This window comes from Streptococcus sp. 959, assembly GCF_013277075.1.
GTDB lineage: Bacteria > Bacillota > Bacilli > Lactobacillales > Streptococcaceae > Streptococcus > Streptococcus pseudopneumoniae_C.
This window is the reverse complement of the sequence record NZ_VMMF01000002.1, coordinates 1-23,213: the sequence shown is the minus strand read 5'-3', so window position 1 is coordinate 23,213 and position 23,213 is coordinate 1. Positions and strand designations below refer to the sequence as shown.

The window sequence follows — 23,213 nt, the reverse complement described above, 5'->3', positions numbered from 1 at the left end:
TTAATCTTCTTCCATTTTCTTAGGTCGATAGGCTAGCATACCTAAACCAGTAAATAGGGCTAATATCACAGCAAGGAAAATGACTTGATGATGAATATTTCCTGTCATAGAAATTGTTTGTCGTAATCCCGAAACTGAATAACTCATTGGTAACCAAGGATTAATAGCTCTAAAGAAATTATTTGTCAAAGCAAGTGGATAGGTACCTGCACTTGATGCTAACTGTAATAAAAGCAAAATAAGAGAGAAGAAAGCTCCTACACGGCTATTCCATGTTGTTAATGCAGTTACCATAGACATAAATGTTAAGCTTGCGATAATAATTAAGAACAAGGTTCTCATTTCATGATTTGCTGTTAGACCAATAAGATGAACGCCACCATAGACTAAGACAGCGGCTAAAACAGCTATAACTCCATTTATCTCAAATCGAGATTTGAACCAAGCCCAGCGAGTTTCAGGATGACGACCTGAAGGTAATTTAGCAAAAATCATATTTGTTGATAGTGCAGCGACAAAGAGAGCGACTGATATCATATAAGGAGCCATAGCAATCCCATTTACAGGAACTTGATCATTGTCTGTTTTTGAAAGATTGAGTGGATTTGACAAAATCTCTGCATTTTTAGATTCTGTTGATGCTGATTTGAGTTGATCACTAGCATTACCTAGTCCTTGTCCTAAAGAAACAACTCCTGCCTGTAAATCTTCCAATCCAGAAGTTAACTTTGTTCCTCCTTCTGCTAGTTTCCCAGATCCATCTGCCAATTTATTAGCTCCATTCTCTAATTGAGAAGCACCTGAAAGTAACTGACTGGATTTGTCTGCTAATTGACCAGATCCTGATTGTAATTTATCAACTCCTGCCATTAATTCTTGACTCTTTTGATTCAATTGGTTAGAGCCAGTTGATAATTTTTCAATACCAGATACTAATTCTGGAGTTTTTTCAACTAATTGACCAACTCCTGCTGTCAAGCTAGAAGATTTTTGTGTCAAGGTGTTTGAGCCTGAAACTAGTTGATCCAAACTACCTGTCAAGGTGGAATTCTTTTCACTTAGTTGACTTGCACCCTGAGAAACTTTATCAACACCTGTAGTATATGCCTTTACACCTGATGTAATCGACTGACTAACAGGAACTAATTTACTCGTCACTGATCCCTGTATTTCTGTTAATCCACTTGACAATCCTGTCAAAGAAGTAGAAGCAAGCGGTAATACTTGATTAGCTTGATGTTTTAACGTTAAAAGATTTGAAGATTGATTTTGTAAGTTTTCTAAACCTCCCTGTAAACCTTGTACTAAATCTACAATTGATTGAGCCGATTGAATACTATCAGTCGAATTTTGAGATACAGAAGCACTTATCTCAGCTTGTTGCTCACTTGTCAAGGATTGATAAGCTGCTGTCGATTGAATATTTGCTAATATAGCTGCTTTATCAGACTGAGCACTTGCTAACATTTGATTAGAAAGAGAAACTATACTTGATAAAACAGAAGACAATTGTTTTGTATCTCCAACATCAATATTTTGAATAGCTTGATTTAACTGATTCAAACCAGAAGATAATTGATTAATTTGATCTTTTTGCCCAGACGAAGCATCTAACTTACTAGAAAGTTGTTGAATCCCTTCACTTAATTGCTCCACACTCATTCGAAGTGTAGCTGATTGACTAGATAACTGATTAGCACCTGTTGCAAGACTTCCCACTCCATTAGTGTAGGCACTAACACCAGATGAAAATTGGTTAAGACCAGTATTGAGCTGAGAAACACCGCCAGTATAGGCCTCTACACCAGTATATAACTGATTGATTCCCCCTACTAATTCAGGACTTTTAGAAGCTAATTGACCTAATCCGCTATCTAATTTACTCACTGCACCAGTATATGTAACCAAACCACTATTAAAATTCCCTAAGCCAAGATGAAGTTGTTCAACACCAGAAACATAAGAGGATAATCCTTTAGTAAACTGCTCCGTTCCATTTGAAAATGTTAAACTTGAATCTGCTAAAGAGTGTAGGTTAGTAGTCAATGTTTGACTTCCTGTCACTAACTGATTCGCTCCATCAGTTAATTTTTCACTACCAGAAGCTGCTTGACTCATGCCATCCTTTAATTCGACCATCTTATCAAATAAAGCTTTAGTATAGGTCACAGTTACATTTGTAGACACATTCTGCTTCAATTGTGTCATCGCAGAATCACTCATCTTACTAGCAATAAAACTATGACCACTTGAAGTCTGATAATCGATTTGCATTTGCTCTGGATGATCCGTTAAAATAGAAGCTGCTTTTTCAGACAAATCACTTGGTAAAATCACTACCATATAGTAATCGCCATCTTCCAATCCCTTCTTTCCTTCCTCTTCATCTACAAAATGAAAATCTAAGGTTTTATTTTCTTTTAAATTAGACACCATGTCTTTTCCTATTGCCATGATATTACCATTATAGGAAGCCTCTTTATCATGATTGACAACTGCCACAGGTAAGTCAGACAATTGACCATATGGATCCCACATTGATGACAAAAATATGATATTGTACAGAGCTGGAATAAGAGAAATCCCTATCATGACAATAATAAAGGTTGGTTTTTTAAAAATTGCTTTCCATTCTTTAAACATAGCTTCTCCTTTTTTAAACATATTGTCTAAAATTTTGATATAATAGATTATACATTAAAAAATCTAAATTACAAGATAAAAAATCCATTTTTAGACAGATAGTCTAATTTGTTTACAAGGAGGAAGTATGCAAGAAAGTAACAAACGCTTAAAAACAAAGCGAACTATTGAAAATGCTATGGTAGAATTACTGATGGAACAACCATTTGATCAAATTTCTACTGTCAAGTTAGCAAAAAAAGCCGGAATTAGTCGTTCCAGCTTCTATACTCACTATAAAGATAAGTATGATATGATCGAGCACTATCAAAGCAAGCTATTTCATACATTTGAATATATTTTTCAAAAACATGCTCATCACAAAAAAGATGCTATTTTAGAAGTCTTTGAATATCTAGAGTCAGAACCACTTCTGGCTGCCCTTCTTTCTGAAAATGGGACTAAAGAAATTCAAAATTTCTTACGAAATAAACTTCATATCATGCTCAGTACAGATTTACAAAAGCGATTTATGCAACTGAATCTTAATACCACTGAATTAGAATACAGTAGCATCTATCTAACTCACGCACTTTTTGGTGTCTGCCAAACTTGGATTGCACATGGAAAAAAAGAAAGTCCTCAAGAAATAACAGACTTCCTTATGAAGATGCTTGGTGATATAAATTGATACAAAAAAGGGAACAACACTATGTTCCCTTTTATCTATACTCCGCCAGTAGGACTCGAACCTACGACATCATGATTAACAGTCATGCGCTACTACCAACTGAGCTATGGCGGATAAAATAGTCCGTACGGGATTCGAACCCGTGTTACCGCCGTGAAAAGGCGGTGTCTTAACCCCTTGACCAACGGACCTTCTATCTGTAGCAGATATAACCATTATATCAATTTCTTACTAATTGTCAATCACTTTTGAGATTTTTTCTCTAAAATATCTTTCAATTTTCTAATTTTTAACCTTGAAATAGGACAACGATGGTCTTCATAGAAAACAATTTCTAGATTCTTTCGGTCAATTTCTCTAATATTGCCTATATTTACCAAAAATGACTTATGAGGAGAATAAAATCGCTGAGTATGTTTGTCCTTTTCCTGAATATCTGTCATGGTACCATAGAACTCTTTGGCAAAATTCTTACCAATAATGCGCAATTTATGAGAGACTCCTGTCGTTTCAATATACAAAATATCATGGTAAGGAATTTTTAAATCATTTCCCTTGTAATTGTAATCAAAATAATCTACAACATCTTCATTTTCAAGTAACATACTCTTCGTGTAAAAAATATTTTGCTCAATTCTCTTCTTAAACATCTCATCATTGATATCCTTATCAACAAAATCTAGAGCTGATACCTGGTATTTATAGGTTAAAGTCGCAAACTCTGATCGACTGGTGATAAAGACGATAATAGCGTAGGGATTGTAATGACGAATGAGCTGAGCAACCTCAAATCCTTTTTTCTCAATTCCATGAATATCGATATCTAGGAAATAAAGCTGATTTACTTCATCATTTTCAATGTATTCTTCAAATTCACGGACTTTTCCTGTTGTCTTGTATGATATTGGAATATTCGATTCTTTCGAAATTTCATCCAATATTCTTTCTAGTCTCACTTGATGTTCAATAACATCCTCTAAAATTAAAACTTTCATTCAAATTCCCTCTTAAATCTAATAATTTGTCTAAATGTACTGCCTTCCATCTCTGTTTCTAAAATGATGTTGTTGTACTTATCTAGTAGTTCTTTCACATTATTTAATCCGACTCCGCGATTTCTTCCCTTAGTGGAGAATCCTAAAGCAAATAGATCTCCTGAAGGAGTCATCGTCATTTTACATGAATTCTGAATCACAATAACTGTTTCAGTTTCCATCTTAATAACTGCTACTTCCATCTGCTTTTTATAGCTATCAGCTGATCCTTCGACAGCATTGTTCAATAAAACGCTCATGATACGAACCAAATCCAATAGTTCAATTGGGAGCTTGGTAATCGTATCTTTTACTTCCAGTGTAAACTCTACACCATTATTTCGAGCATAGACAATTGACTGTGCAACCAAACTTCGTAAAGCTGAATCTTCTATATTGTTCAAATCAAAGTAAGTATACTTATCTGAACGCAGTTTATGATTTGCTTTGACCAAAACTTCATTGTAAATTCTGTCAATTTCCTGTAAATCACCACTGTCAATTGCCATCTGCATACTGACAAGCATCCCAGCATAGTCATGTCTAAAACCACGGATTTCATTATACAAGCCAACAATTTCATCTGTATAATTCTGTAAATGTTTCTGTTCAAATTTCTTCTGCTTCAAAGCAATCTCTTTCTCCATTTGTTCTTTATGCGAATTCATTGCAAAAAAGGTCAAAAGTAGAGAAATAAAGACAATAGATGATAAAATACTTCCAAAACTATTCAAATGTTTAATCGTACTTACCATATCTGAAACGAAAGATACAATATGGAGCAGTAGTAAAGCAAAAAATACTTTTTTCAAGAAAGGATAGAGGTAGTCTTTGTCAAAATAGGATAGTTCCAAATGGAAATAATGAATGATTTTTAAGACAACAAAATAGGTCAACACCGTTACAACGAAAAAGAATGGGTCATGATATTGTGAAACAAAGTTATCTCCTGTTATAGAGGAGAAAGTTACGGACAGAAAGTTATGAGTGCTCTCATATAAAAGAGATAGTAGTAAACTTAGGAATAGTCCTCTATCCCTCTCATACTGTTTAATCCATCGAAAATAGGAATATAAGCCCAAAGGAAATAAAAATCTTTCAATCACTATTTCATCTAAATATAGAAGATAAAAGGAAAGTTCAAGTACTGCTTCTACTAGTAATGTATAGATACCAAAAAAATATAGTTCCTTTGATTTTATTTGACCTTTACAAATTAAACGGTAACTGTGACTAATAATTAAAAAATGACCAATAACTGTCCCAAATCCAAATAAATTCATTACTCTTTCCCCTTATTTTATTACTTTTTTCTTGGGAAAATAAAATCACGGAGGATTTTTGGCAGTCTCATCTCCCCACCTTTAATCTCCTGCAAGTCTTTTTCCTTCAAGGCTACAAACTGTTCCAATTTAACTGTGTTTTTCATAATAAAATCTCCTAAAATGTTTTTTCTTGTAAGCTAACTTACAAAAACCATTATACAAAATGGAATTTCGTTTTAGATAAAATTCTCTCAACTGTCATTTTTTTCTCCTCAAGTGTACTTTTTTAAGAAAAAAGCCGGGAAAATTCCCAGCTTTACTACTATATTGATCCCAGCAGGATTCGAACCTGCGACCGTTCGCTTAGAAGGCGAATGCTCTATCCAGCTGAGCTATGAGACCTAACACAACTATTCTACCAAAAAATCAATTAAAAGTCAATTTTCTATTTATGATAGGGCGAGCCCTGCTGAATCGTAAAAGCACGATAGATTTGTTCAGCAAGGACTAGTCTCATTAACTGATGGGGCAAGGTTAAGCGTCCAAAACTAACAGAAATATTGGCTCTCTTTTTTACATCCTGTGCTAATCCCAGACTCCCTCCAATAATAAAGGTAAGAGTAGAAAATCCTTTTATAGAAGCTTCTTCTAATTGCTTACTAAATTCTTCCGAGGATAAAGTTTTCCCTTCTATAGCTAACACAATAACAAAATCACGGTCACCAACTTTTGATAAAATTCTCTGACCTTCTATTTCTAAAATCTTTTGATTTTCTGACTCACTAGCCCTATCTGGTGTTTTTTCATCTGCCAGCTCAATCATTTCAAACTTAGCAAATCGAGAAATTCGTTTTGAATACTCCGCGATACCATCTTTTAAATACTTTTCTTTCAGTTTCCCAACTGTTACAACTTTTATTTTCATGACTCTATTCTAACATATTCTCTATTTTTTCACATCTTATTCACAAAATAAAAGGTTAATTTTAACCGAGAAAACCACAGATTTTTGAAAGTTATCCACAATCTGTGAAAAACTTTTGTGTTTAAGTTATAATTAAGCTAGTCAGTTTATACTTTCAGTAATTTCAAATATATGGAGGCAAATATGAAACATCTAAAAACATTTTACAAAAAATGGTTTCAATTAGTAGTCGTTATCGTCATTAGCTTTATTAGTGGAGCCTTGGGTAGTTTTTCAATAACTCAACTAACTCAAAAAAGTACTGTAAGTACCTCTAACAACAATAGTACTATTACACAGACTGCCTATAAGAATGAAAATTCAACAACTCAGGCTGTTAACAAAGTAAAAGATGCTGTTGTTTCTGTTATTACTTATTCAGCAAATAGACAAAATAGCGTATTTGGCAATGATGATACGGATACAGATTCTCAGCAAATCTCTAGTGAAGGATCTGGGGTTATTTATAAAAAAAATGACAAAGAAGCTTACATTGTCACCAACAATCACGTTATAAATGGTGCCAGCAAAGTAGATATTCGTTTGTCAGATGGAACTAAAGTACCTGGAGAAATTGTCGGAGCTGATACTTTCTCTGATATTGCTGTCGTCAAAATCTCTTCAGAAAAAGTGACAACAGTAGCTGAGTTTGGTGATTCTAGCAAGTTAACCGTAGGAGAAACTGCTATTGCCATCGGTAGCCCGTTAGGTTCTGAATATGCTAATACTGTCACTCAAGGTATCGTATCTAGTCTCAATCGAAATGTGTCTTTAAAATCTGAAGATGGACAAGCCATTTCTACAAAAGCCATCCAAACTGATACTGCTATTAACCCAGGTAACTCTGGTGGCCCACTGATCAATATTCAAGGACAGGTTATCGGAATTACCTCAAGTAAAATTGCCACAAATGGAGGTACATCTGTAGAAGGCCTTGGTTTTGCAATCCCTGCAAATGATGCTATCAATATTATTGAACAGTTGGAAAAGAACGGAAAAGTGACGCGTCCAGCGTTGGGCATCCAAATGGTCAATCTCTCAAATATTAATACAAGTGATATTAGAAGACTGAATATTCCAAGTAATGTAACATCTGGTGTAGTTGTTCGTTCTGTACAAAGCAATATGCCCGCCAATGGTCACCTTGAAAAATACGATGTTATTACAAAAGTAGATGACAAAGACATTGCTTCATCAACAGACTTACAAAGTGCTCTTTACAATCATTCTATCGGAGACACCATTAAGATAACTTACTATCGTAACGGTAAAGAAGAAACTACATCTATTAAACTTGACAAGAGTTCAGGCGATTTAGAATCTTAATTGACATCTATGTAAAGAAAGCTTTACATAAGAGAAAAGATGTGTTAGTGTAGAATCATGGAAAAATTTAAAATGATTTCTATCACGGATATACAAAAAAATCCCTATCAACCTCGAAAAGAATTTGATGGAGAAAAACTACATGAACTAGCACAGTCTATCAAAGAAAATGGGGTCATTCAACCGATTATTGTTCGTCAATCTCCTGTTATTGGTTATGAAATCCTTGCAGGAGAGAGACGCTATCGGGCTTCACTTTTAGCTGGTCTAACGTCTATCCCCGCTGTTGTTAAACAGCTTTCAGACCAAGAGATGATGGTCCAGTCCATCATTGAAAATTTGCAGAGAGAAAATTTAAACCCAATAGAAGAAGCACGCGCCTATGAATCTCTCGTAGAGAAAGGATTCACCCATGCTGAAATTGCAGATAAAATGGGCAAGTCTCGTCCATATATCAGCAACTCCATTCGTTTGCTTTCCTTGCCAGATGCTATCCTCTCAGAAGTAGAAAATGGCAAACTATCACAAGCTCATGCGCGTTCTCTAGTTGGGTTGAATAAGGAACAACAAGACTATTTCTTTCAACGAATTATAGAAGAAGACATTTCTGTAAGGAAATTAGAAGCTCTTCTGACAGATAAAAAACAAAAGAAACAGCAAAAAACTGATCATTTCATACAAAATGAAGAAGAGCAGTTAAAAAAACTACTCGGATTAGATGTAGAAATCAAATTGTCTAAAAAAGACAGTGGAAAACTCATTATTTCTTTTTCAAATCAAGAAGAATACAGTAGAATTATCAACAGCCTGAAATAAGGCTGTTCTTTTATTTTTTTATCTCACAATGTTATCCACTATTTTTTTCGATAAAAAGCTTAATAAATCAAAAGTTTTTAATTTTATCCCCAACCTGTGGATAAAAAATGATAACATTGTGGATTATTTTTCACAGCTTGTGGAAAATTCTTGCTATCTATGGTAAAATAAGTCTAGCATTAAACTTTTAAACAAGTAGTAAAGGAGGAGAACGGATTGAAAGAAAAACAATTTTGGAATCGTATCTTAGAATTTGCGCAAGAAAGACTAACTCGATCCATGTATGATTTCTATGCTATTCAAGCTGAACTCATCAAGGTAGAAGAAAATGTTGCTACTATATTTTTACCTCGATCTGAAATGGAAATGGTCTGGGAAAAACAACTAAAAGATATTATTGTAGTAGCTGGTTTTGAAATTTATGATGCTGAAATAACTCCCCATTATATTTTCCACAAGCCTCAAGATATTACTATCTCACAAGTTGAAGAAGCTACAAATTCAACTCTTTATGACTATAGTCCAAAGTTAGCATCTATTCCTTATTCAGAGACTGGATTAAAAGAGAAGTATACCTTTGAAAATTTTATCCAAGGGGATGGAAATGTTTGGGCTGTATCAGCTGCTTTGGCTGTCTCTGAAGATTTAGCTCTGACCTATAATCCTCTTTTTATCTATGGAGGACCTGGGCTTGGGAAGACTCACTTATTAAACGCTATTGGAAATGAAATTCTAAAAAATATTCCGAATGCGCGTGTCAAATATATACCTGCTGAAAGCTTTATTAATGACTTTCTTGATCACCTAAGACTTGGGGAAATGGAAAAGTTTAAAAAAACCTACCGCAGTCTTGATCTTTTGTTAATCGATGATATCCAGTCACTTAGCGGAAAAAAAGTCGCAACTCAAGAAGAATTTTTCAATACCTTTAACGCCCTTCATGACAAGCAAAAACAGATTGTCCTAACTAGTGATCGTAGTCCAAAACATCTAGAAGGGCTCGAGGAGAGGCTTGTCACGCGCTTTAGTTGGGGATTGACACAAACTATCACCCCCCCTGACTTTGAAACACGTATTGCCATTTTACAAAGTAAAACGGAACATTTAGGCTACAATTTCCAAAGTGATACTCTAGAATACCTAGCTGGGCAATTTGATTCAAATGTTCGAGACCTTGAGGGAGCTATCAACGACATCACTTTAATTGCCAGAGTAAAAAAAATCAAGGATATCACTATTGATATTGCTGCAGAAGCTATTAGAGCTCGCAAACAAGATGTTAACCAAATGCTCGTAATCCCAATTGACAAAATCCAAAATGAAGTTGGTAACTTTTATGGTGTTAGTGTCAAAGAAATGAAGGGAAGCAGACGCCTTCAAAATATTGTTTTGGCCCGTCAAGTAGCCATGTATTTATCTAGAGAACTGACAGATAATAGTCTTCCAAAAATTGGGAAGGAATTTGGAGGAAAAGATCATACAACAGTCATTCATGCCCATGCAAAAATTAAATCTTTGATTGATGAAGACGATAATTTACATTTAGAAATTGAATCAATCAAAAAGAAAATCAAATAACTTGTGGATAACTTTCGCTTTTTTATCTTTTTTATCCACATTTTTTAAACAAGCTCAAAAACTTGATATGACTTACTTTAAGTCTGTTTTCCACAGATTTCACAGACTCTATTATTACTATTATCCTTCTAATACTAAAAATAAATAAAGGAGAATCCATGATTCATTTTTCAATTAATAAAAATTTATTTCTACAAGCCTTAAATACAACTAAAAGAGCTATTAGTTCTAAAAATGCCATCCCTATTTTATCAACTGTCAAAATTGACGTAACTAATGAAGGTGTTACTTTAATTGGTTCAAATGGTCAAATTTCAATTGAAAATTTTATTTCTCAAAAAAATGAAGATGCTGGTTTGTTAATTACTTCTTTAGGTTCGATCCTTCTTGAAGCCTCTTTCTTCATCAATGTGGTATCTAGTCTACCTGATGTGACTCTTGATTTTAAAGAAATTGAACAAAATCAAATTGTTTTAACAAGTGGCAAATCAGAAATTACCCTAAAAGGAAAAGATAGCGAGCAATATCCACGAATCCAAGAAATTTCAGCAAGCACTCCTTTGGTTCTTGAAACAAAATTACTTAAGAAAATTATCAATGAAACAGCTTTTGCTGCAAGTACACAAGAGAGTCGTCCAATTTTGACAGGTGTTCATTTTGTATTGAGTCAACACAAAGAGTTAAAAACAGTTGCAACAGACTCTCATCGTCTAAGCCAGAAAAAATTGACTCTTGAAAAAAATAGTGATGATTTTGATGTCGTGATTCCTAGCCGTTCTTTACGCGAATTTTCAGCGGTATTTACAGATGATATTGAAACGGTAGAGATTTTCTTTGCTAACAATCAAATCCTCTTTAGAAGCGAAAATATTAGCTTCTATACTCGTTTGTTAGAAGGTAACTATCCTGATACAGATCGTTTGATTCCAACAGACTTTAACACTACAATTACTTTTGATGTGGTAAACTTACGTCAGTCAATGGAACGCGCTCGCCTTTTATCAAGTGCGACTCAAAATGGTACTGTGAAGCTTGAAATTAAAGGTGGGGTTGTTAGCGCCCATGTTCACTCTCCAGAAGTTGGTAAAGTAAACGAGGAAATCGATACTGATCAGGTGACTGGTGATGATTTGACTATTAGTTTCAACCCAACTTACTTGATTGATTCCCTTAAAGCTTTAAATAGCGAAAAGGTGACCATTAGCTTTATCTCAGCTGTTCGTCCATTTACTCTTGTGCCAGCAGATACTGACGAGGACTTTATGCAGCTCATTACACCAGTCCGTACAAATTAAGTGAAAGAGGTTGAGCTTAGCTCGCCTCTTTTATGATATAATCGAAAAAGAAAAGGAGAGTAGTATGTATCAAGTTGGAAATTTTGTTGAAATGAAAAAACCACATGCTTGCACAATCAAGTCAACAGGAAAAAAAGCTAATCGTTGGGAAATTACACGTGTAGGAGCAGATATCAAAATAAAATGCAGTAATTGTGACCATGTTGTCATGATGGGGCGCTATGATTTTGATCGAAAAATGAATAAAATTATTGACTAAGAAGCCTTAGTTAGAGGGTTAGCAAGTTTTCCCTTTTTGTGTTATAATATTAGGGATTGAAATGAAAACGGAGAATGAGAAAATATGGCTTTAACAGCAGGTATCGTTGGTTTGCCAAATGTTGGTAAATCAACACTATTTAATGCAATTACAAAAGCAGGAGCAGAGGCAGCAAACTACCCATTTGCGACTATTGATCCAAACGTTGGAATGGTAGAAGTTCCAGATGAACGCCTACAAAAACTAACTGAAATGATCACACCTAAAAAGACGGTTCCAACAACATTTGAATTTACAGATATTGCAGGGATTGTAAAAGGAGCTTCAAAAGGAGAAGGGCTAGGAAATAAATTCTTAGCTAATATCCGTGAAGTAGACGCGATTGTTCACGTAGTTCGTGCTTTTGATGATGAAAATGTGATGCGTGAGCAAGGACGTGAAGATGCCTTTGTGGATCCACTCGCAGATATTGATACCATTAATCTGGAATTGATTCTTGCTGACTTAGAATCAGTCAATAAGCGTTATGCGCGTGTAGAAAAGATGGCACGTACGCAAAAAGATAAAGAATCAGTAGCAGAATTTAATGTTCTTCAAAAGATTAAACCAGTTCTTGAAGATGGAAAATCAGCTCGCACCATCGAATTTACAGATGAAGAACAAAAAGTTGTCAAAGGTCTTTTCCTTTTGACAACTAAACCAGTTCTTTATGTTGCCAATGTCGATGAGGATGTAGTTTCAGATTCAGATTCTATCGACTATGTCAAACAAATTCGCGAATTTGCAGCGACAGAAAATGCTGAAGTAGTCGTTATTTCTGCGCGTGCTGAGGAAGAAATTTCTGAGTTAGACGAAGAAGACAAGCAAGAGTTTCTTGAAGCAATTGGGTTGACAGAATCAGGTGTTGACAAGTTGACTCGCGCAGCTTATCACTTACTTGGACTTGGAACTTACTTCACAGCTGGTGAAAAAGAGGTTCGAGCTTGGACCTTTAAACGTGGTATGAAGGCTCCTCAAGCAGCTGGTATCATCCACTCAGACTTTGAAAAAGGCTTTATTCGTGCAGTAACCATGTCATATGAGGATCTAGTGAAATACGGTTCTGAAAAGGCCGTAAAAGAAGCTGGACGTTTGCGTGAAGAAGGTAAAGAATATATCGTCCAAGACGGCGATATCATGGAATTCCGCTTTAATGTCTAAAAATTTAATAAATAGTGTCAATTAGGTTGGAAAAAAATTCCAACCCTTTTGGCTTTTGAAAGGAAAAATAAATGACCAAATTACTTGTAGGCTTGGGAAATCCAGGGGATAAATATTTTGAAACAAAACACAATGTTGGTTTTATGTTGATTGACCGACTAGCGAAGAAACAGAATGTCACTTTTACACACGATAAGATATTTCAAGCTGACCTAGCATCTTTTTTTCTTAATGGAGAAAAAATTTATCTTGTTAAACCAACGACCTTTATGAATGAAAGTGGAAAAGCGATTCATGCTTTATTGACTTACTATGGTTTGGATATTGAAGATTTACTAATCATTTACGACGATCTTGACATGGAAGTTGGGAAAATTCGTTTAAGAGCAAAAGGATCAGCAGGTGGTCATAATGGTATCAAGTCTATTATTCAACATATTGGAACCCAGGTCTTTAATCGTGTTAAGATTGGAATTGGAAGACCCAAAAACGGCATGTCAGTTGTTAATCATGTTTTAAGTAAGTTTGACAAGGATGATTATATCGGTATTTTACAGTCTATTGACAAGGTTGACGAATCTGTAAATTATTATTTACAAGAGAAAAATTTTGAGAAAACAATGCAGAGGTATAGCGGATAAATGGTGACCTTATTAGATTTATTCTCAGAAAATGATCAGATTAAAAAATGGCATCAAAGTTTAACAAATAAGAAAAGACAACTAATACTAGGTTTATCAATGTCTACTAAGGCTCTTGCAATTGCAAGCAGTTTAGAAAAAGAAGATAAGATTGTTTTATTGACATCAACTTATGGAGAAGCAGAAGGGCTTATTAGTGATCTTATTTCTATCTTGGGTGAGGAATTTGTCTATCCATTTTTGGTAGATGATTCCCCTATGGTCGAGTTTTTGATGTCTTCACAAGAAAAAATCATCTCACGGGTTGAAGCCTTGCGTTTTTTGACTGATCCGTCTAGGAAAGGGATCTTAGTTTGTAATATTGCAGCAAGTCGATTGTTTTTACCTTCTCCCAATATATTTAAAGATAGTATTGTAAAAATATCAGTGGGTGAAGAATATGATCAAAACGCACTTATCCATCAGTTAAAAGAAATCGGCTATCGAAAGGTTACACAAGTACAAACTCAAGGAGAATTTAGTCTTCGAGGAGATATTTTAGATATTTTTGAAATATCTCAGTTAGAACCTTGCCGAATTGAGTTTTTTGGTGATGAAGTAGATGGAATTCGTACTTTTGAAGTCGAAACACAATTATCGAAAGAAAATCAGACAGAACTCACCATCTTTCCAGCTAGCGACATACTTTTGAGAGAAAAGGATTATCAGCGAGGACAGTCAGCTTTAGAAAAACAAATTTCAAAAACTCTATCGCCGATTCTGAAATCTTACCTAGAAGAAATTCTTTCAAGTTTTCATCAAAAACAAATGCATTCAGATTCTCGGAAATTTTTATCTTTGTGCTATGAGAAATCATGGACTGTATTTGATTATATTGAAAAAGATACGCCCATATTCTTTGATGATTATCAGAAATTGATGAATCAGTATGAAGTCTTTGAAAGAGAATTAGCGCAATACTTTACAGAAGAGTTACAGAATAGTAAAGCATTTTCTGAGATGCAGTATTTTGCAGATACTGAGCAAATCTATAAAAAACAAAGCCCAGTGACCTTTTTTTCTAATCTGCAAAAGGGGTTAGGAAATCTCAAATTTGACCAAATTTATCAATTTAATCAATATCCTATGCAGGAATTTTTCAATCAATTTTCTTTTCTAAAAGAAGAAATTGAGCGATACAAAAAAATGGATTATACTATTATCCTGCAGTCTAGCAATTCAATGGGAAGTAAAACATTGGAGGATGTTTTCGAGGAATACCAGATTAAATTGGATTCTAGAAATAAGTCAAGTATCTGTAAAGAATCTGTAAACTTAATCGAGGGGAATCTCAGACATGGTTTTCATTTTGTAGATGAAAAGATTTTATTTATAACTGAACATGAGATTTTTCAAAAGAAATTGAAACGTCGTTTTCGAAGACAACATGTTTCAAACGCAGAGAGATTAAAAGATTACAATGAACTTGAAAAAGGAGATTACGTTGTTCACCATATTCATGGGATTGGCCAATATCTAGGAATTGAAGCCATTGAAATCAAGGGAATTCATCACGATTATGTCAGTGTCCAGTATCAAAATGGGGATCAAATTTCTATCCCAGTAGAACAGATTCATCTGCTGTCCAAATATGTTTCAAGTGATGGGAAAGCACCTAAACTAAATAAATTAAATGATGGTCATTTCAAAAAAGCAAAGCAAAAAGTTAAGAACCAGGTAGAGGATATAGCTGACGATTTAATTAAACTTTATTCTGAACGCAGCCAGTTGAAGGGTTTTGCTTTCTCAGCTGATGATGAGGATCAACACGCTTTTGATGATGCCTTTCCTTATGTTGAAACGGATGATCAACTTCGTAGTGTTGAGGAAATCAAGAGAGATATGCAGGCTTCTCAACCAATGGATCGACTTTTAGTTGGGGATGTTGGTTTTGGAAAGACTGAAGTTGCTATGCGTGCAGCCTTTAAGGCAGTCAATGATCACAAACAAGTTGTCGTTCTAGTTCCGACGACGGTTTTAGCGCAACAGCACTATACGAATTTTAAGGAACGATTCCAAAATTTTGCAGTTAATATTGATGTGTTGAGTCGCTTTAGAAGTAAAAAAGAGCAGACTGAAACACTTGAAAAATTGAAAAACGGTCAAGTTGATATTTTGATTGGAACACATCGTGTTTTGTCAAAAGATGTTGTGTTTGCTGATTTAGGCTTAATGATTATTGATGAGGAACAGCGATTTGGTGTCAAGCATAAGGAAACCTTGAAAGAACTGAAGAAACAAGTGGATGTCCTAACTTTGACCGCTACTCCAATCCCTCGCACCCTCCATATGTCTATGCTGGGAATTAGAGATTTGTCTGTTATTGAAACTCCGCCGACTAATCGCTATCCTGTTCAGACCTATGTTTTGGAAAAAAATGATAGTGTCATTCGTGATGCTGTTTTGCGTGAAATGGAGCGTGGAGGTCAAGTTTACTATCTTTACAATAAAGTTGATACAATTGATCAGAAGGTTTCAGAATTACAGGAGTTAATTCCAGAAGCTTCGATTGGGTATGTTCACGGACAAATGAGTGAAATCCAGTTGGAAAATACTCTATTAGACTTTATTGAGGGACAATACGATATTTTAGTGACGACTACTATTATTGAGACAGGGGTGGACATTCCAAATGCCAATACCTTGTTTATTGAAAATGCAGACCATATGGGCCTGTCAACCTTGTATCAGTTAAGAGGAAGAGTTGGACGTAGTAATCGTATTGCTTATGCTTATCTCATGTATCGTCCAGAAAAATCAATCAGTGAAGTCTCTGAGAAGAGATTAGAAGCGATTAAAGGATTTACAGAATTGGGATCCGGATTTAAGATTGCTATGCGAGATCTTTCGATTCGTGGAGCAGGAAATCTTTTAGGAAAATCTCAGTCTGGTTTCATTGATTCTGTTGGTTTTGAATTGTATTCGCAGTTATTAGAGGAAGCTATTGCTAAACGAAACGGTAACGCTAACACAAGAACCAAAGGGAATGCTGAGTTGATTTTGCAAATTGATGCCTATCTTCCTGATACTTATATTTCTGATCAACGACATAAGATTGAAATTTACAAGAAAATTCGTCAAATTGACAACCGTGTCAATTATGAAGAGTTACAAGAAGAGTTGATGGACCGCTTTGGAGAATACCCAGATGTAGTAACCTATCTTTTAGAGATTGGTTTGATCAAGTCATATTTGGACAAGGTCTTTGTTCAACGTGTGGAAAGAAAAGAAAATAAGATTACAGTTCAATTTGAAAAAGTCACCCAACGACTGTTTTTAGCTCAAGATTATTTTAAAGCTTTATCCGCAACGAACTTAAAAGCAGGTATCGCTGAGAATAAGGGATTAATGGAGCTTGTATTTGATGTCCAAAATAAGAAAGATTATGAAATTTTAGAAGGTCTGCTGATTTTTGGAGAAAGTTTATTAGGGATAAAAGAGTCGAAAGAAGGCAATTCTCTTTGATATTTTTCTTATATAAAAAAGATAAAAATGGTACAATAATAAGTTGAGGTAGTAAAGATGAGATTAGACAAATATTTAAAAGTATCACGAATTATCAAGCGTCGTACAGTAGCAAAGGAAGTAGCAGATAAAGGCAGAATCAAGGTGAATGGGATCTTGGCCAAAAGTTCAACGGATTTGAAAGTTAATGACCAAGTTGAAATTCGATTTGGCAATAAGTTACTACTTGTAAAAGTACTAGAGATGAAAGATAGTACGAAAAAAGAAGATGCAGCAGGCATGTATGAAATTATCAGTGAAACACGGGTAGAAGAAAATGTCTAAGAATATTGTACAATTAAACAATTCTTTTATCCAAAATGAATATCAACGTCGTCGCTACCTGATGAAAGAACGACAAAAACGGAATCGTTTTATGGGGTGGGTATTGATTTTGATTATGCTGTTATTTATTTTGCCAACTTTTAATTTAGCGCAGAGCTATCAGCAATTACTCCAAAGACGTCAGCAATTAGCAGAGTTGCAAACTCAGTATCAAACTTTGAGTGATGAAAAGGATAAGGAGACAGAATTTGCTACAAAGTTGAAAGACGAGGATTATGCTGCCAAATATACACGAGCGAAGTACTATTATTCTAAGTCTAGGGAAATAGTTTATACGATTCCTGACTTGCTTCAAAGGTGATAAAATGGAAAATTTATTAGATGTAATAGAGCAATTTTTGAGTTTATCAGATGAAAAACTGGAAGAGCTAGCTGATAAAAATCAATTATTGCGTTTACAAGAAGAAAAGGAAAGGAAGAATGCGTAAATTCTTAATTATTTTGTTGCTACCAAGTTTTTTGACCATTTCAAAAGTTGTTAGCACAGAAAAAGAAGTAGTATATACTTCGAAAGAAATTTATTACCTTTCACAATCTGACTTTGGTATTTATTTTAGAGAAAAATTAAGTTCTCCCATGATTTATGGAGAGGTTCCTGTTTATGCGAATGAAGATTTAGTAGTGGAATCTGGAAAATTGACTCCCCAAACAAGTTTTCAAATAACCGAGTGGCGTTTAAATAAACAAGGGATTCCGGTATTTAAGTTATCCAACCATCAATTTATAGCTGCAGACAAACGATTTTTATATGATCAGTCAGAGGTAACTCCAATAATAAAAAAAGTATGGTTAGAATCTGATTTTAAACTGTACAATAGTCCTTATGATTTAAAAGAAGTTAAATCATCCTTATCAGCTTATTCGCAGGTATCAATCGACAATACCATGTTTGTAGAAGGAAGAGAATTTCTACATATTGATCAGGTTGGATGGGTAGATAAGGCATCAACTTCTGAAGAAGATAATCGGATGAGTAAAGTCCAAGAAATGTTATCAGAAAAATATCAGAAAGATTCTTTCTCTATTTATGTTAAGCAACTGACTACTGGAAAAGAAGCTGGTATCAATCAAGATGAAAAGATGTATGCAGCTAGTGTTTTAAAACTACCTTATCTCTATTATGCGCAAGAAAAAATAAATGAGGATCTTTATCAGTTAGATACGACTGTAAAATACGTATCTGTAGTCAATGATTTTCCAGGTTCTTATAAACCAGAGGGAAGTGGCAGTCTTCCTAAAAAAGAGGATAATAAAGAATATTCTCTAAAAGATTTAATTACGAAAGTATCAAAAGAATCGGATAATGTAGCTCATAACATATTAGGATATTACCTTTCAAACCAATCAGATGCAACATTTAAGTCCAAGATGTCTGCCATTATGGGAGATGATTGGGATTCAAAAGAAAAATTAATTTCTTCTAAAATGGCTGGGAAGGTCATGGAAGCTATTTATAATCAAAATGGATTTGTGCTAGAGTCTTTGACTAAAACAGATTTTGATAATGAGCGAATTACCAAAGGTGTTTCTGTTAAAGTAGCTCATAAAATTGGGGATGCGGACGAATTTAAGCATGATACGGGTATTGTCTACGCAGATTCTCCATTTATTCTTTCTATTTTCACTAAAAATTCTGATTATGATACGATTTCTCAGATAGCCAAGGATATTTATGAGGTTCTAAAATGAGGGAACAAGATTTTTTAAATCATTTTCTCAGGAAGGGATATTTCAAAAAGCATGCTAAAGTGGTGCTAGCTCTTTCTGGTGGATTAGATTCTATGTTTATATTTAAGGTATTGTCTACTTATCAAAAAGAGTTAGAAATTGAATTGATTTTAGCTCATGTGAATCATAAGCAGAGAGTAGAATCAGATTGGGAAGAAAAGGAATTAAGGAAGTTAGCTGTTGAAGCTGGACTTCCTATTTATGTCAGCAATTTTTCAGGAGAATTTTCAGAAGCGCGTGCTCGAAATTTTCGTTATGAGTTTTTTCAAGAGGTCATGAAAAAGACAGGTGCGACAGCCTTAGTCACTGCCCACCATGCAGATGATCAGGTGGAAACGATTTTGATGCGTTTGATTCGAGGTACCCGTTTGCGCTATCTATCAGGAATTAAGGAGAAGCAAGTAGTCGGAGAGATAGAAATCATTCGTCCCTTCTTGCATTTCCATAAAAAAGACTTTCCACCAATTTTTCACTTTGAAGATACATCAAATAAGGAAAATTATTATTTTCGCAATCGTATTCGAAACTCTTATTTACCAGAATTAGAAAAAGAAAATCCTCGATTTAGAGATGCAATCTTAAGCATCGGCAATGAAATTTTAGATTATGACTTAGCCATAGATGAATTATCTAACAATATTGATGTGGAAGATTTACAGCAGTTATTTTCTTATTCTGAGTCTACACAAAGAGTTTTACTCCAAACTTATCTGAATCGTTTTCCAGATTTGAATCTCACAAAAGCTCAGTTTGAAGAAGTTTGGCAGATTTTAAAATCTAAAAGCCAGTATCGTCATCCGCTTAAAAATGGCTATGAATTGATAAAAGAGTATCAACATTTTCAGATTTGTAAAATCGGTCCTCAGGCTGATGGAAAGGAAGATGAACTTGTGTTACACTATCAAAATCAGGTTACTTATCAAGGATACACATTTTCCTTTGGAATTCCTTTAGAAGGTGAACCAATTCAACAAATACCTGTTTCACGAGAAACATCCATACACATTCGTCATCGAAAACCAGGAGATTTTTTGATTCAAAATGGGCATAGAAAAAAACTCAGACGTCTATTTATCGATTTGAAAATCCCTATGGAAGAGCGAAAATCTGCTCTGATTATTGAGCAATTTGGTGAAATTGTCTCAATTTTGGGAATTGCAACCAGTAATTTGAGTAAAAACACGAAAAATGATATAATGAACACTGTACTTTATATAGAAAAAATAGATAGGTAAAAAAATGTTAGAAAACGATATTAAAAAAATCCTTGTTTCACACGATGAAATTACAGAAGCTGCTAAAAAATTAGGTGCTCAATTAACCAAAGACTATGCAGGAAAAAATCCAATTTTAGTTGGGATTTTAAAAGGATCTATTCCTTTTATGGCTGAATTGGTTAAACATATTGATACACATATTGAAATGGACTTCATGATGGTTTCTAGCTACCATGGTGGAACAGCAAGTAGTGGTGTTATCAATATTAAACAAGATGTGACTCAAGATATCAAAGGAAGACATGTTTTATTTGTAGAGGATATCATTGATACAGGTCAAACTTTGAAGAATTTGCGAGATATGTTTATTGCAAGAGAAGCAGCTTCTGTTAACATTGCAACCTTGTTGGATAAACCAGAAGGACGTGTTGTAGAAATTGAGGCAGACTATACTTGCTTTACTATTCCAAATGAGTTTGTAGTAGGTTATGGTTTAGACTACAAAGAAAATTATCGTAACCTTCCTTATGTTGGAGTATTGAAAGAAGAAGTATATTCAAATTAGAAAGAGCAATTTTTAATGAAAAAACAAAATAATGGTTTAATTAAAAATCCTTTTCTATGGTTATTACTTATTTTTCTCCTAGTTACAGGTTATCAGTATTTTAGTACAGGTAGTGTTGCAGGGAAAAGTGAGCAAATTAATTATACAGAATTGGTAAAAGAAATTACCGATGACAATGTAAAAGAATTGACTTACCAACCAAATGGCAGTGTTATCGAAGTTTCAGGTGTTTATAAAAATCCTAAAACAAGTAAAGAAGAAACAGGTATCCAGTTCTTTTCTCCTTCTGCTACAACAGTAGAGAAATTTTCAAGTATTATTCTTCCTTCAGATACTACAGTATCAGAATTGCAAAAGCTTGCTTCTGACCATAAGGCGGCAGTAACTATTAAGCATGAAAGTTCAAGTGGTATGTGGATTAATATTCTTGTATCCATTGTGCCATTCGGTATTCTCTTCTTCTTCCTATTCTCCATGATGGGAAATATGGGAGGAAATAATAGCCGTAACCCAATGAGTTTTGGACGTAGCAAGGCTAAAGCTGCAAATAAAGAAGATATTAAAGTAAGATTTTCAGATGTTGCTGGAGCTGAGGAAGAAAAACAAGAACTAGTTGAAGTTGTTGAATTCTTAAAAGATCCAAAACGATTTACAAAACTTGGAGCCCGTATTCCAGCAGGTGTCCTTCTAGAGGGACCTCCAGGAACAGGTAAGACTTTGCTTGCTAAAGCAGTCGCCGGAGAAGCAGGTGTTCCATTCTTTAGTATCTCAGGTTCTGACTTTGTAGAAATGTTTGTCGGAGTTGGAGCCAGTCGTGTTCGTTCTCTTTTTGAAGATGCCAAAAAAGCAGCACCAGCTATCATCTTTATAGATGAAATTGATGCTGTTGGCCGTCAACGTGGAGTTGGTCTTGGCGGAGGAAATGACGAACGTGAACAAACCTTGAACCAACTTTTGATTGAGATGGATGGTTTTGAGGGAAATGAAGGGATTATCGTCATCGCTGCGACAAATCGTTCAGATGTACTGGACCCTGCCCTTTTGCGTCCAGGACGTTTTGATAGAAAAGTATTGGTTGGCCGTCCTGATGTTAAAGGTCGTGAAGCAATCTTGAAAGTTCATGCTAAGAACAAGCCTTTAGCAGAAGATGTTGATTTGAAATTAGTGGCTCAACAAACTCCAGGTTTTGTTGGTGCTGATTTAGAGAATGTCTTGAATGAAGCGGCTTTAGTTGCTGCTCGTCGCAATAAATCGATAATTGATGCTTCAGATATTGATGAAGCAGAAGATAGAGTGATTGCTGGTCCTTCTAAGAAAGATAAGACTGTTTCACAAAAAGAACGTGAATTGGTTGCCTACCATGAGGCAGGTCATACCATTGTTGGTTTAGTTTTGTCAAATGCCCGTGTTGTTCATAAAGTTACTATCGTACCACGCGGCCGTGCAGGCGGTTATATGATTGCACTTCCTAAGGAAGACCAAATGCTTCTATCTAAAGAAGATATGAAAGAGCAGTTGGCTGGCTTAATGGGTGGACGTGTAGCTGAAGAAATTATCTTTAATGTCCAAACTACAGGAGCTTCAAACGACTTTGAACAAGCGACACAAATGGCGCGTGCAATGGTTACAGAGTACGGTATGAGTGAAAAACTGGGTCCAGTACAGTATGAGGGAAATCATGCTATGTTTGGAGCACAAAGCCCTCAAAAATCAATTTCAGAACAAACAGCTTATGAAATTGACGAAGAAGTTCGTTCATTACTGAATGAAGCACGAAATAAAGCTGCTGAAATTATTCAGTCAAATCGTGAAACTCACAAGTTGATTGCAGAAGCATTATTGAAATACGAAACATTGGATAGTACACAAATTAAATCTCTTTACGAAACAGGAAAGATGCCTGAAACAGTAGAAGAGGAATCTCATGCACTATCTTATGATGAAGTAAAGTCAAAAATGAATGACGAAAAATAACCCAAAGAGAGGCAAGACCTCTCTTTTTTGTGCAGTTGAGGCAGTAAAGGGTGCAGAATGGATGAAATGAACCCAATTAGCTTCTTGATTTGTTAGACTGTAAACAGAAAGGGGAAAAGAATGATTAAAGAATTGTATGAAGAAGTCCAG

General features: G+C 34.9%; 21 protein-coding genes and 3 tRNA genes. 16 read left to right on the top strand and 8 right to left on the bottom strand.

Annotation, left to right across the window (positions count from 1 at the left end; translation table 11 throughout):
- Nucleotides 1–2,643, bottom strand: coding sequence for a YhgE/Pip domain-containing protein (locus HT717_RS00400; protein WP_049540355.1), 2,643 nt, complete (start codon nt 2,641–2,643; stop codon nt 1–3).
- Between the two features lie 127 nt (nt 2,644–2,770).
- Here HT717_RS00400 and HT717_RS00395 point away from each other — a divergent pair, with 127 nt between their 5' ends.
- On the top strand, nt 2,771–3,313 hold the full coding sequence (locus HT717_RS00395; protein WP_049540357.1) for a TetR/AcrR family transcriptional regulator: 543 nt from the start codon (nt 2,771–2,773) through the stop codon (nt 3,311–3,313).
- Nucleotides 3,314–3,353: 40 nt separating this feature from the next.
- On the opposite strand, the gene HT717_RS00390 is transcribed toward HT717_RS00395, so the two are convergent.
- The 7 genes from HT717_RS00390 to rlmH all read right to left on the bottom strand — a co-directional run bounded on the left by HT717_RS00390 (nt 3,354) and on the right by rlmH (nt 6,537).
- Nucleotides 3,354–3,427, bottom strand: a tRNA-Asn gene (locus tag HT717_RS00390).
- 5 nt (nt 3,428–3,432) lie between these two features.
- Nucleotides 3,433–3,504: transfer RNA gene (locus tag HT717_RS00385), tRNA-Glu, on the bottom strand.
- A gap of 51 nt (nt 3,505–3,555) precedes the next feature.
- Nucleotides 3,556–4,308, bottom strand: coding sequence for a competence system response regulator transcription factor ComE (gene comE / locus HT717_RS00380; protein WP_000866065.1), 753 nt, complete (start codon nt 4,306–4,308; stop codon nt 3,556–3,558).
- Nucleotides 4,305–5,630 carry a competence system sensor histidine kinase ComD gene (gene comD / locus HT717_RS00375; protein WP_001048116.1) on the bottom strand — a complete coding sequence of 442 codons (1,326 nt, stop codon included), beginning with the start codon at nt 5,628–5,630 and terminating at the stop codon, nt 4,305–4,307. The genes comE and comD overlap by 4 nt, the downstream gene beginning before the upstream one ends.
- A gap of 20 nt (nt 5,631–5,650) precedes the next feature.
- Nucleotides 5,651–5,776 carry a competence-stimulating peptide ComC gene (comC, locus tag HT717_RS00370; RefSeq protein ID WP_000799683.1) on the bottom strand — a complete coding sequence of 42 codons (126 nt, stop codon included), beginning with the start codon at nt 5,774–5,776 and terminating at the stop codon, nt 5,651–5,653.
- 164 nt (nt 5,777–5,940) lie between these two features.
- Nucleotides 5,941–6,014 (bottom strand) — tRNA-Arg (locus HT717_RS00365).
- Nucleotides 6,015–6,057: 43 nt separating this feature from the next.
- The gene (rlmH, locus tag HT717_RS00360) at nt 6,058–6,537 is read right to left on the bottom strand and encodes a 23S rRNA (pseudouridine(1915)-N(3))-methyltransferase RlmH (RefSeq protein WP_049540467.1); all 480 of its coding nucleotides are present in this window, start codon (nt 6,535–6,537) and stop codon (nt 6,058–6,060) included.
- Nucleotides 6,538–6,720: 183 nt separating this feature from the next.
- On the opposite strand from rlmH, the gene HT717_RS00355 reads away from it, so the two are divergent.
- The 15 genes from HT717_RS00355 (at nt 6,721) to ftsH (ending at nt 23,063) form a co-directional block, all read left to right on the top strand.
- A complete protein-coding gene (locus HT717_RS00355) occupies nt 6,721–7,902 on the top strand; it encodes a S1C family serine protease (protein ID WP_049540466.1) in 1,182 nt (393 codons plus the stop codon).
- A 57-nt stretch (nt 7,903–7,959) separates the two neighbouring features.
- Nucleotides 7,960–8,718: a ParB/RepB/Spo0J family partition protein gene (locus tag HT717_RS00350; protein WP_049540464.1), complete on the top strand. Its 759-nt coding sequence runs from the start codon at nt 7,960–7,962 to the stop codon at nt 8,716–8,718.
- 216 nt (nt 8,719–8,934) lie between these two features.
- Nucleotides 8,935–10,296, top strand: coding sequence for a chromosomal replication initiator protein DnaA (dnaA, locus tag HT717_RS00345; protein ID WP_049540461.1), 1,362 nt, complete (start codon nt 8,935–8,937; stop codon nt 10,294–10,296).
- Between the two features lie 158 nt (nt 10,297–10,454).
- Nucleotides 10,455–11,591: a DNA polymerase III subunit beta gene (gene dnaN / locus HT717_RS00340; RefSeq protein WP_020901141.1), complete on the top strand. Its 1,137-nt coding sequence runs from the start codon at nt 10,455–10,457 to the stop codon at nt 11,589–11,591.
- Nucleotides 11,592–11,655: 64 nt separating this feature from the next.
- Nucleotides 11,656–11,850, top strand: coding sequence for a DUF951 family protein (locus HT717_RS00335; protein ID WP_000285186.1), 195 nt, complete (start codon nt 11,656–11,658; stop codon nt 11,848–11,850).
- 84 nt (nt 11,851–11,934) lie between these two features.
- Complete coding sequence (ychF, locus tag HT717_RS00330; RefSeq protein WP_173304093.1) at nt 11,935–13,050, top strand: redox-regulated ATPase YchF; 1,116 nt, start codon at nt 11,935–11,937, stop codon at nt 13,048–13,050.
- 71 nt (nt 13,051–13,121) lie between these two features.
- Nucleotides 13,122–13,691, top strand: coding sequence for an aminoacyl-tRNA hydrolase (gene pth / locus HT717_RS00325; protein WP_049540457.1), 570 nt, complete (start codon nt 13,122–13,124; stop codon nt 13,689–13,691).
- Nucleotides 13,692–17,195 carry a transcription-repair coupling factor gene (gene mfd / locus HT717_RS00320; RefSeq protein ID WP_049540456.1) on the top strand — a complete coding sequence of 1,168 codons (3,504 nt, stop codon included), beginning with the start codon at nt 13,692–13,694 and terminating at the stop codon, nt 17,193–17,195.
- Nucleotides 17,196–17,252: 57 nt separating this feature from the next.
- Entirely contained in the window at nt 17,253–17,519 is a 267-nt protein-coding gene (locus tag HT717_RS00315) for an RNA-binding S4 domain-containing protein (RefSeq protein WP_001234978.1), read from the top strand.
- Nucleotides 17,512–17,880 (top strand): septum formation initiator family protein, encoded by a 369-nt coding sequence (locus HT717_RS00310; RefSeq protein WP_173304091.1) that lies wholly within the window; start codon nt 17,512–17,514, stop codon nt 17,878–17,880. Before HT717_RS00315 ends, HT717_RS00310 begins: the two co-directional genes overlap by 8 nt.
- 4 nt (nt 17,881–17,884) lie before the next feature.
- Complete coding sequence (locus HT717_RS10010) at nt 17,885–18,007, top strand: SP_0009 family protein (protein ID WP_000429334.1); 123 nt, start codon at nt 17,885–17,887, stop codon at nt 18,005–18,007.
- Nucleotides 18,000–19,268, top strand: coding sequence for a serine hydrolase (locus HT717_RS00305; RefSeq protein ID WP_173304089.1), 1,269 nt, complete (start codon nt 18,000–18,002; stop codon nt 19,266–19,268). The genes HT717_RS10010 and HT717_RS00305 overlap by 8 nt, the downstream gene beginning before the upstream one ends.
- Nucleotides 19,265–20,542, top strand: coding sequence for a tRNA lysidine(34) synthetase TilS (gene tilS, locus HT717_RS00300; protein ID WP_173304087.1), 1,278 nt, complete (start codon nt 19,265–19,267; stop codon nt 20,540–20,542). The genes HT717_RS00305 and tilS overlap by 4 nt, the downstream gene beginning before the upstream one ends.
- A 4-nt stretch (nt 20,543–20,546) precedes the next feature.
- Complete coding sequence (gene hpt / locus HT717_RS00295; protein ID WP_000892176.1) at nt 20,547–21,089, top strand: hypoxanthine phosphoribosyltransferase; 543 nt, start codon at nt 20,547–20,549, stop codon at nt 21,087–21,089.
- 15 nt (nt 21,090–21,104) lie between these two features.
- Nucleotides 21,105–23,063 (top strand): ATP-dependent zinc metalloprotease FtsH, encoded by a 1,959-nt coding sequence (gene ftsH / locus HT717_RS00290; RefSeq protein WP_000744571.1) that lies wholly within the window; start codon nt 21,105–21,107, stop codon nt 23,061–23,063.
- Nucleotides 23,064–23,213 lie beyond the last annotated feature (150 nt).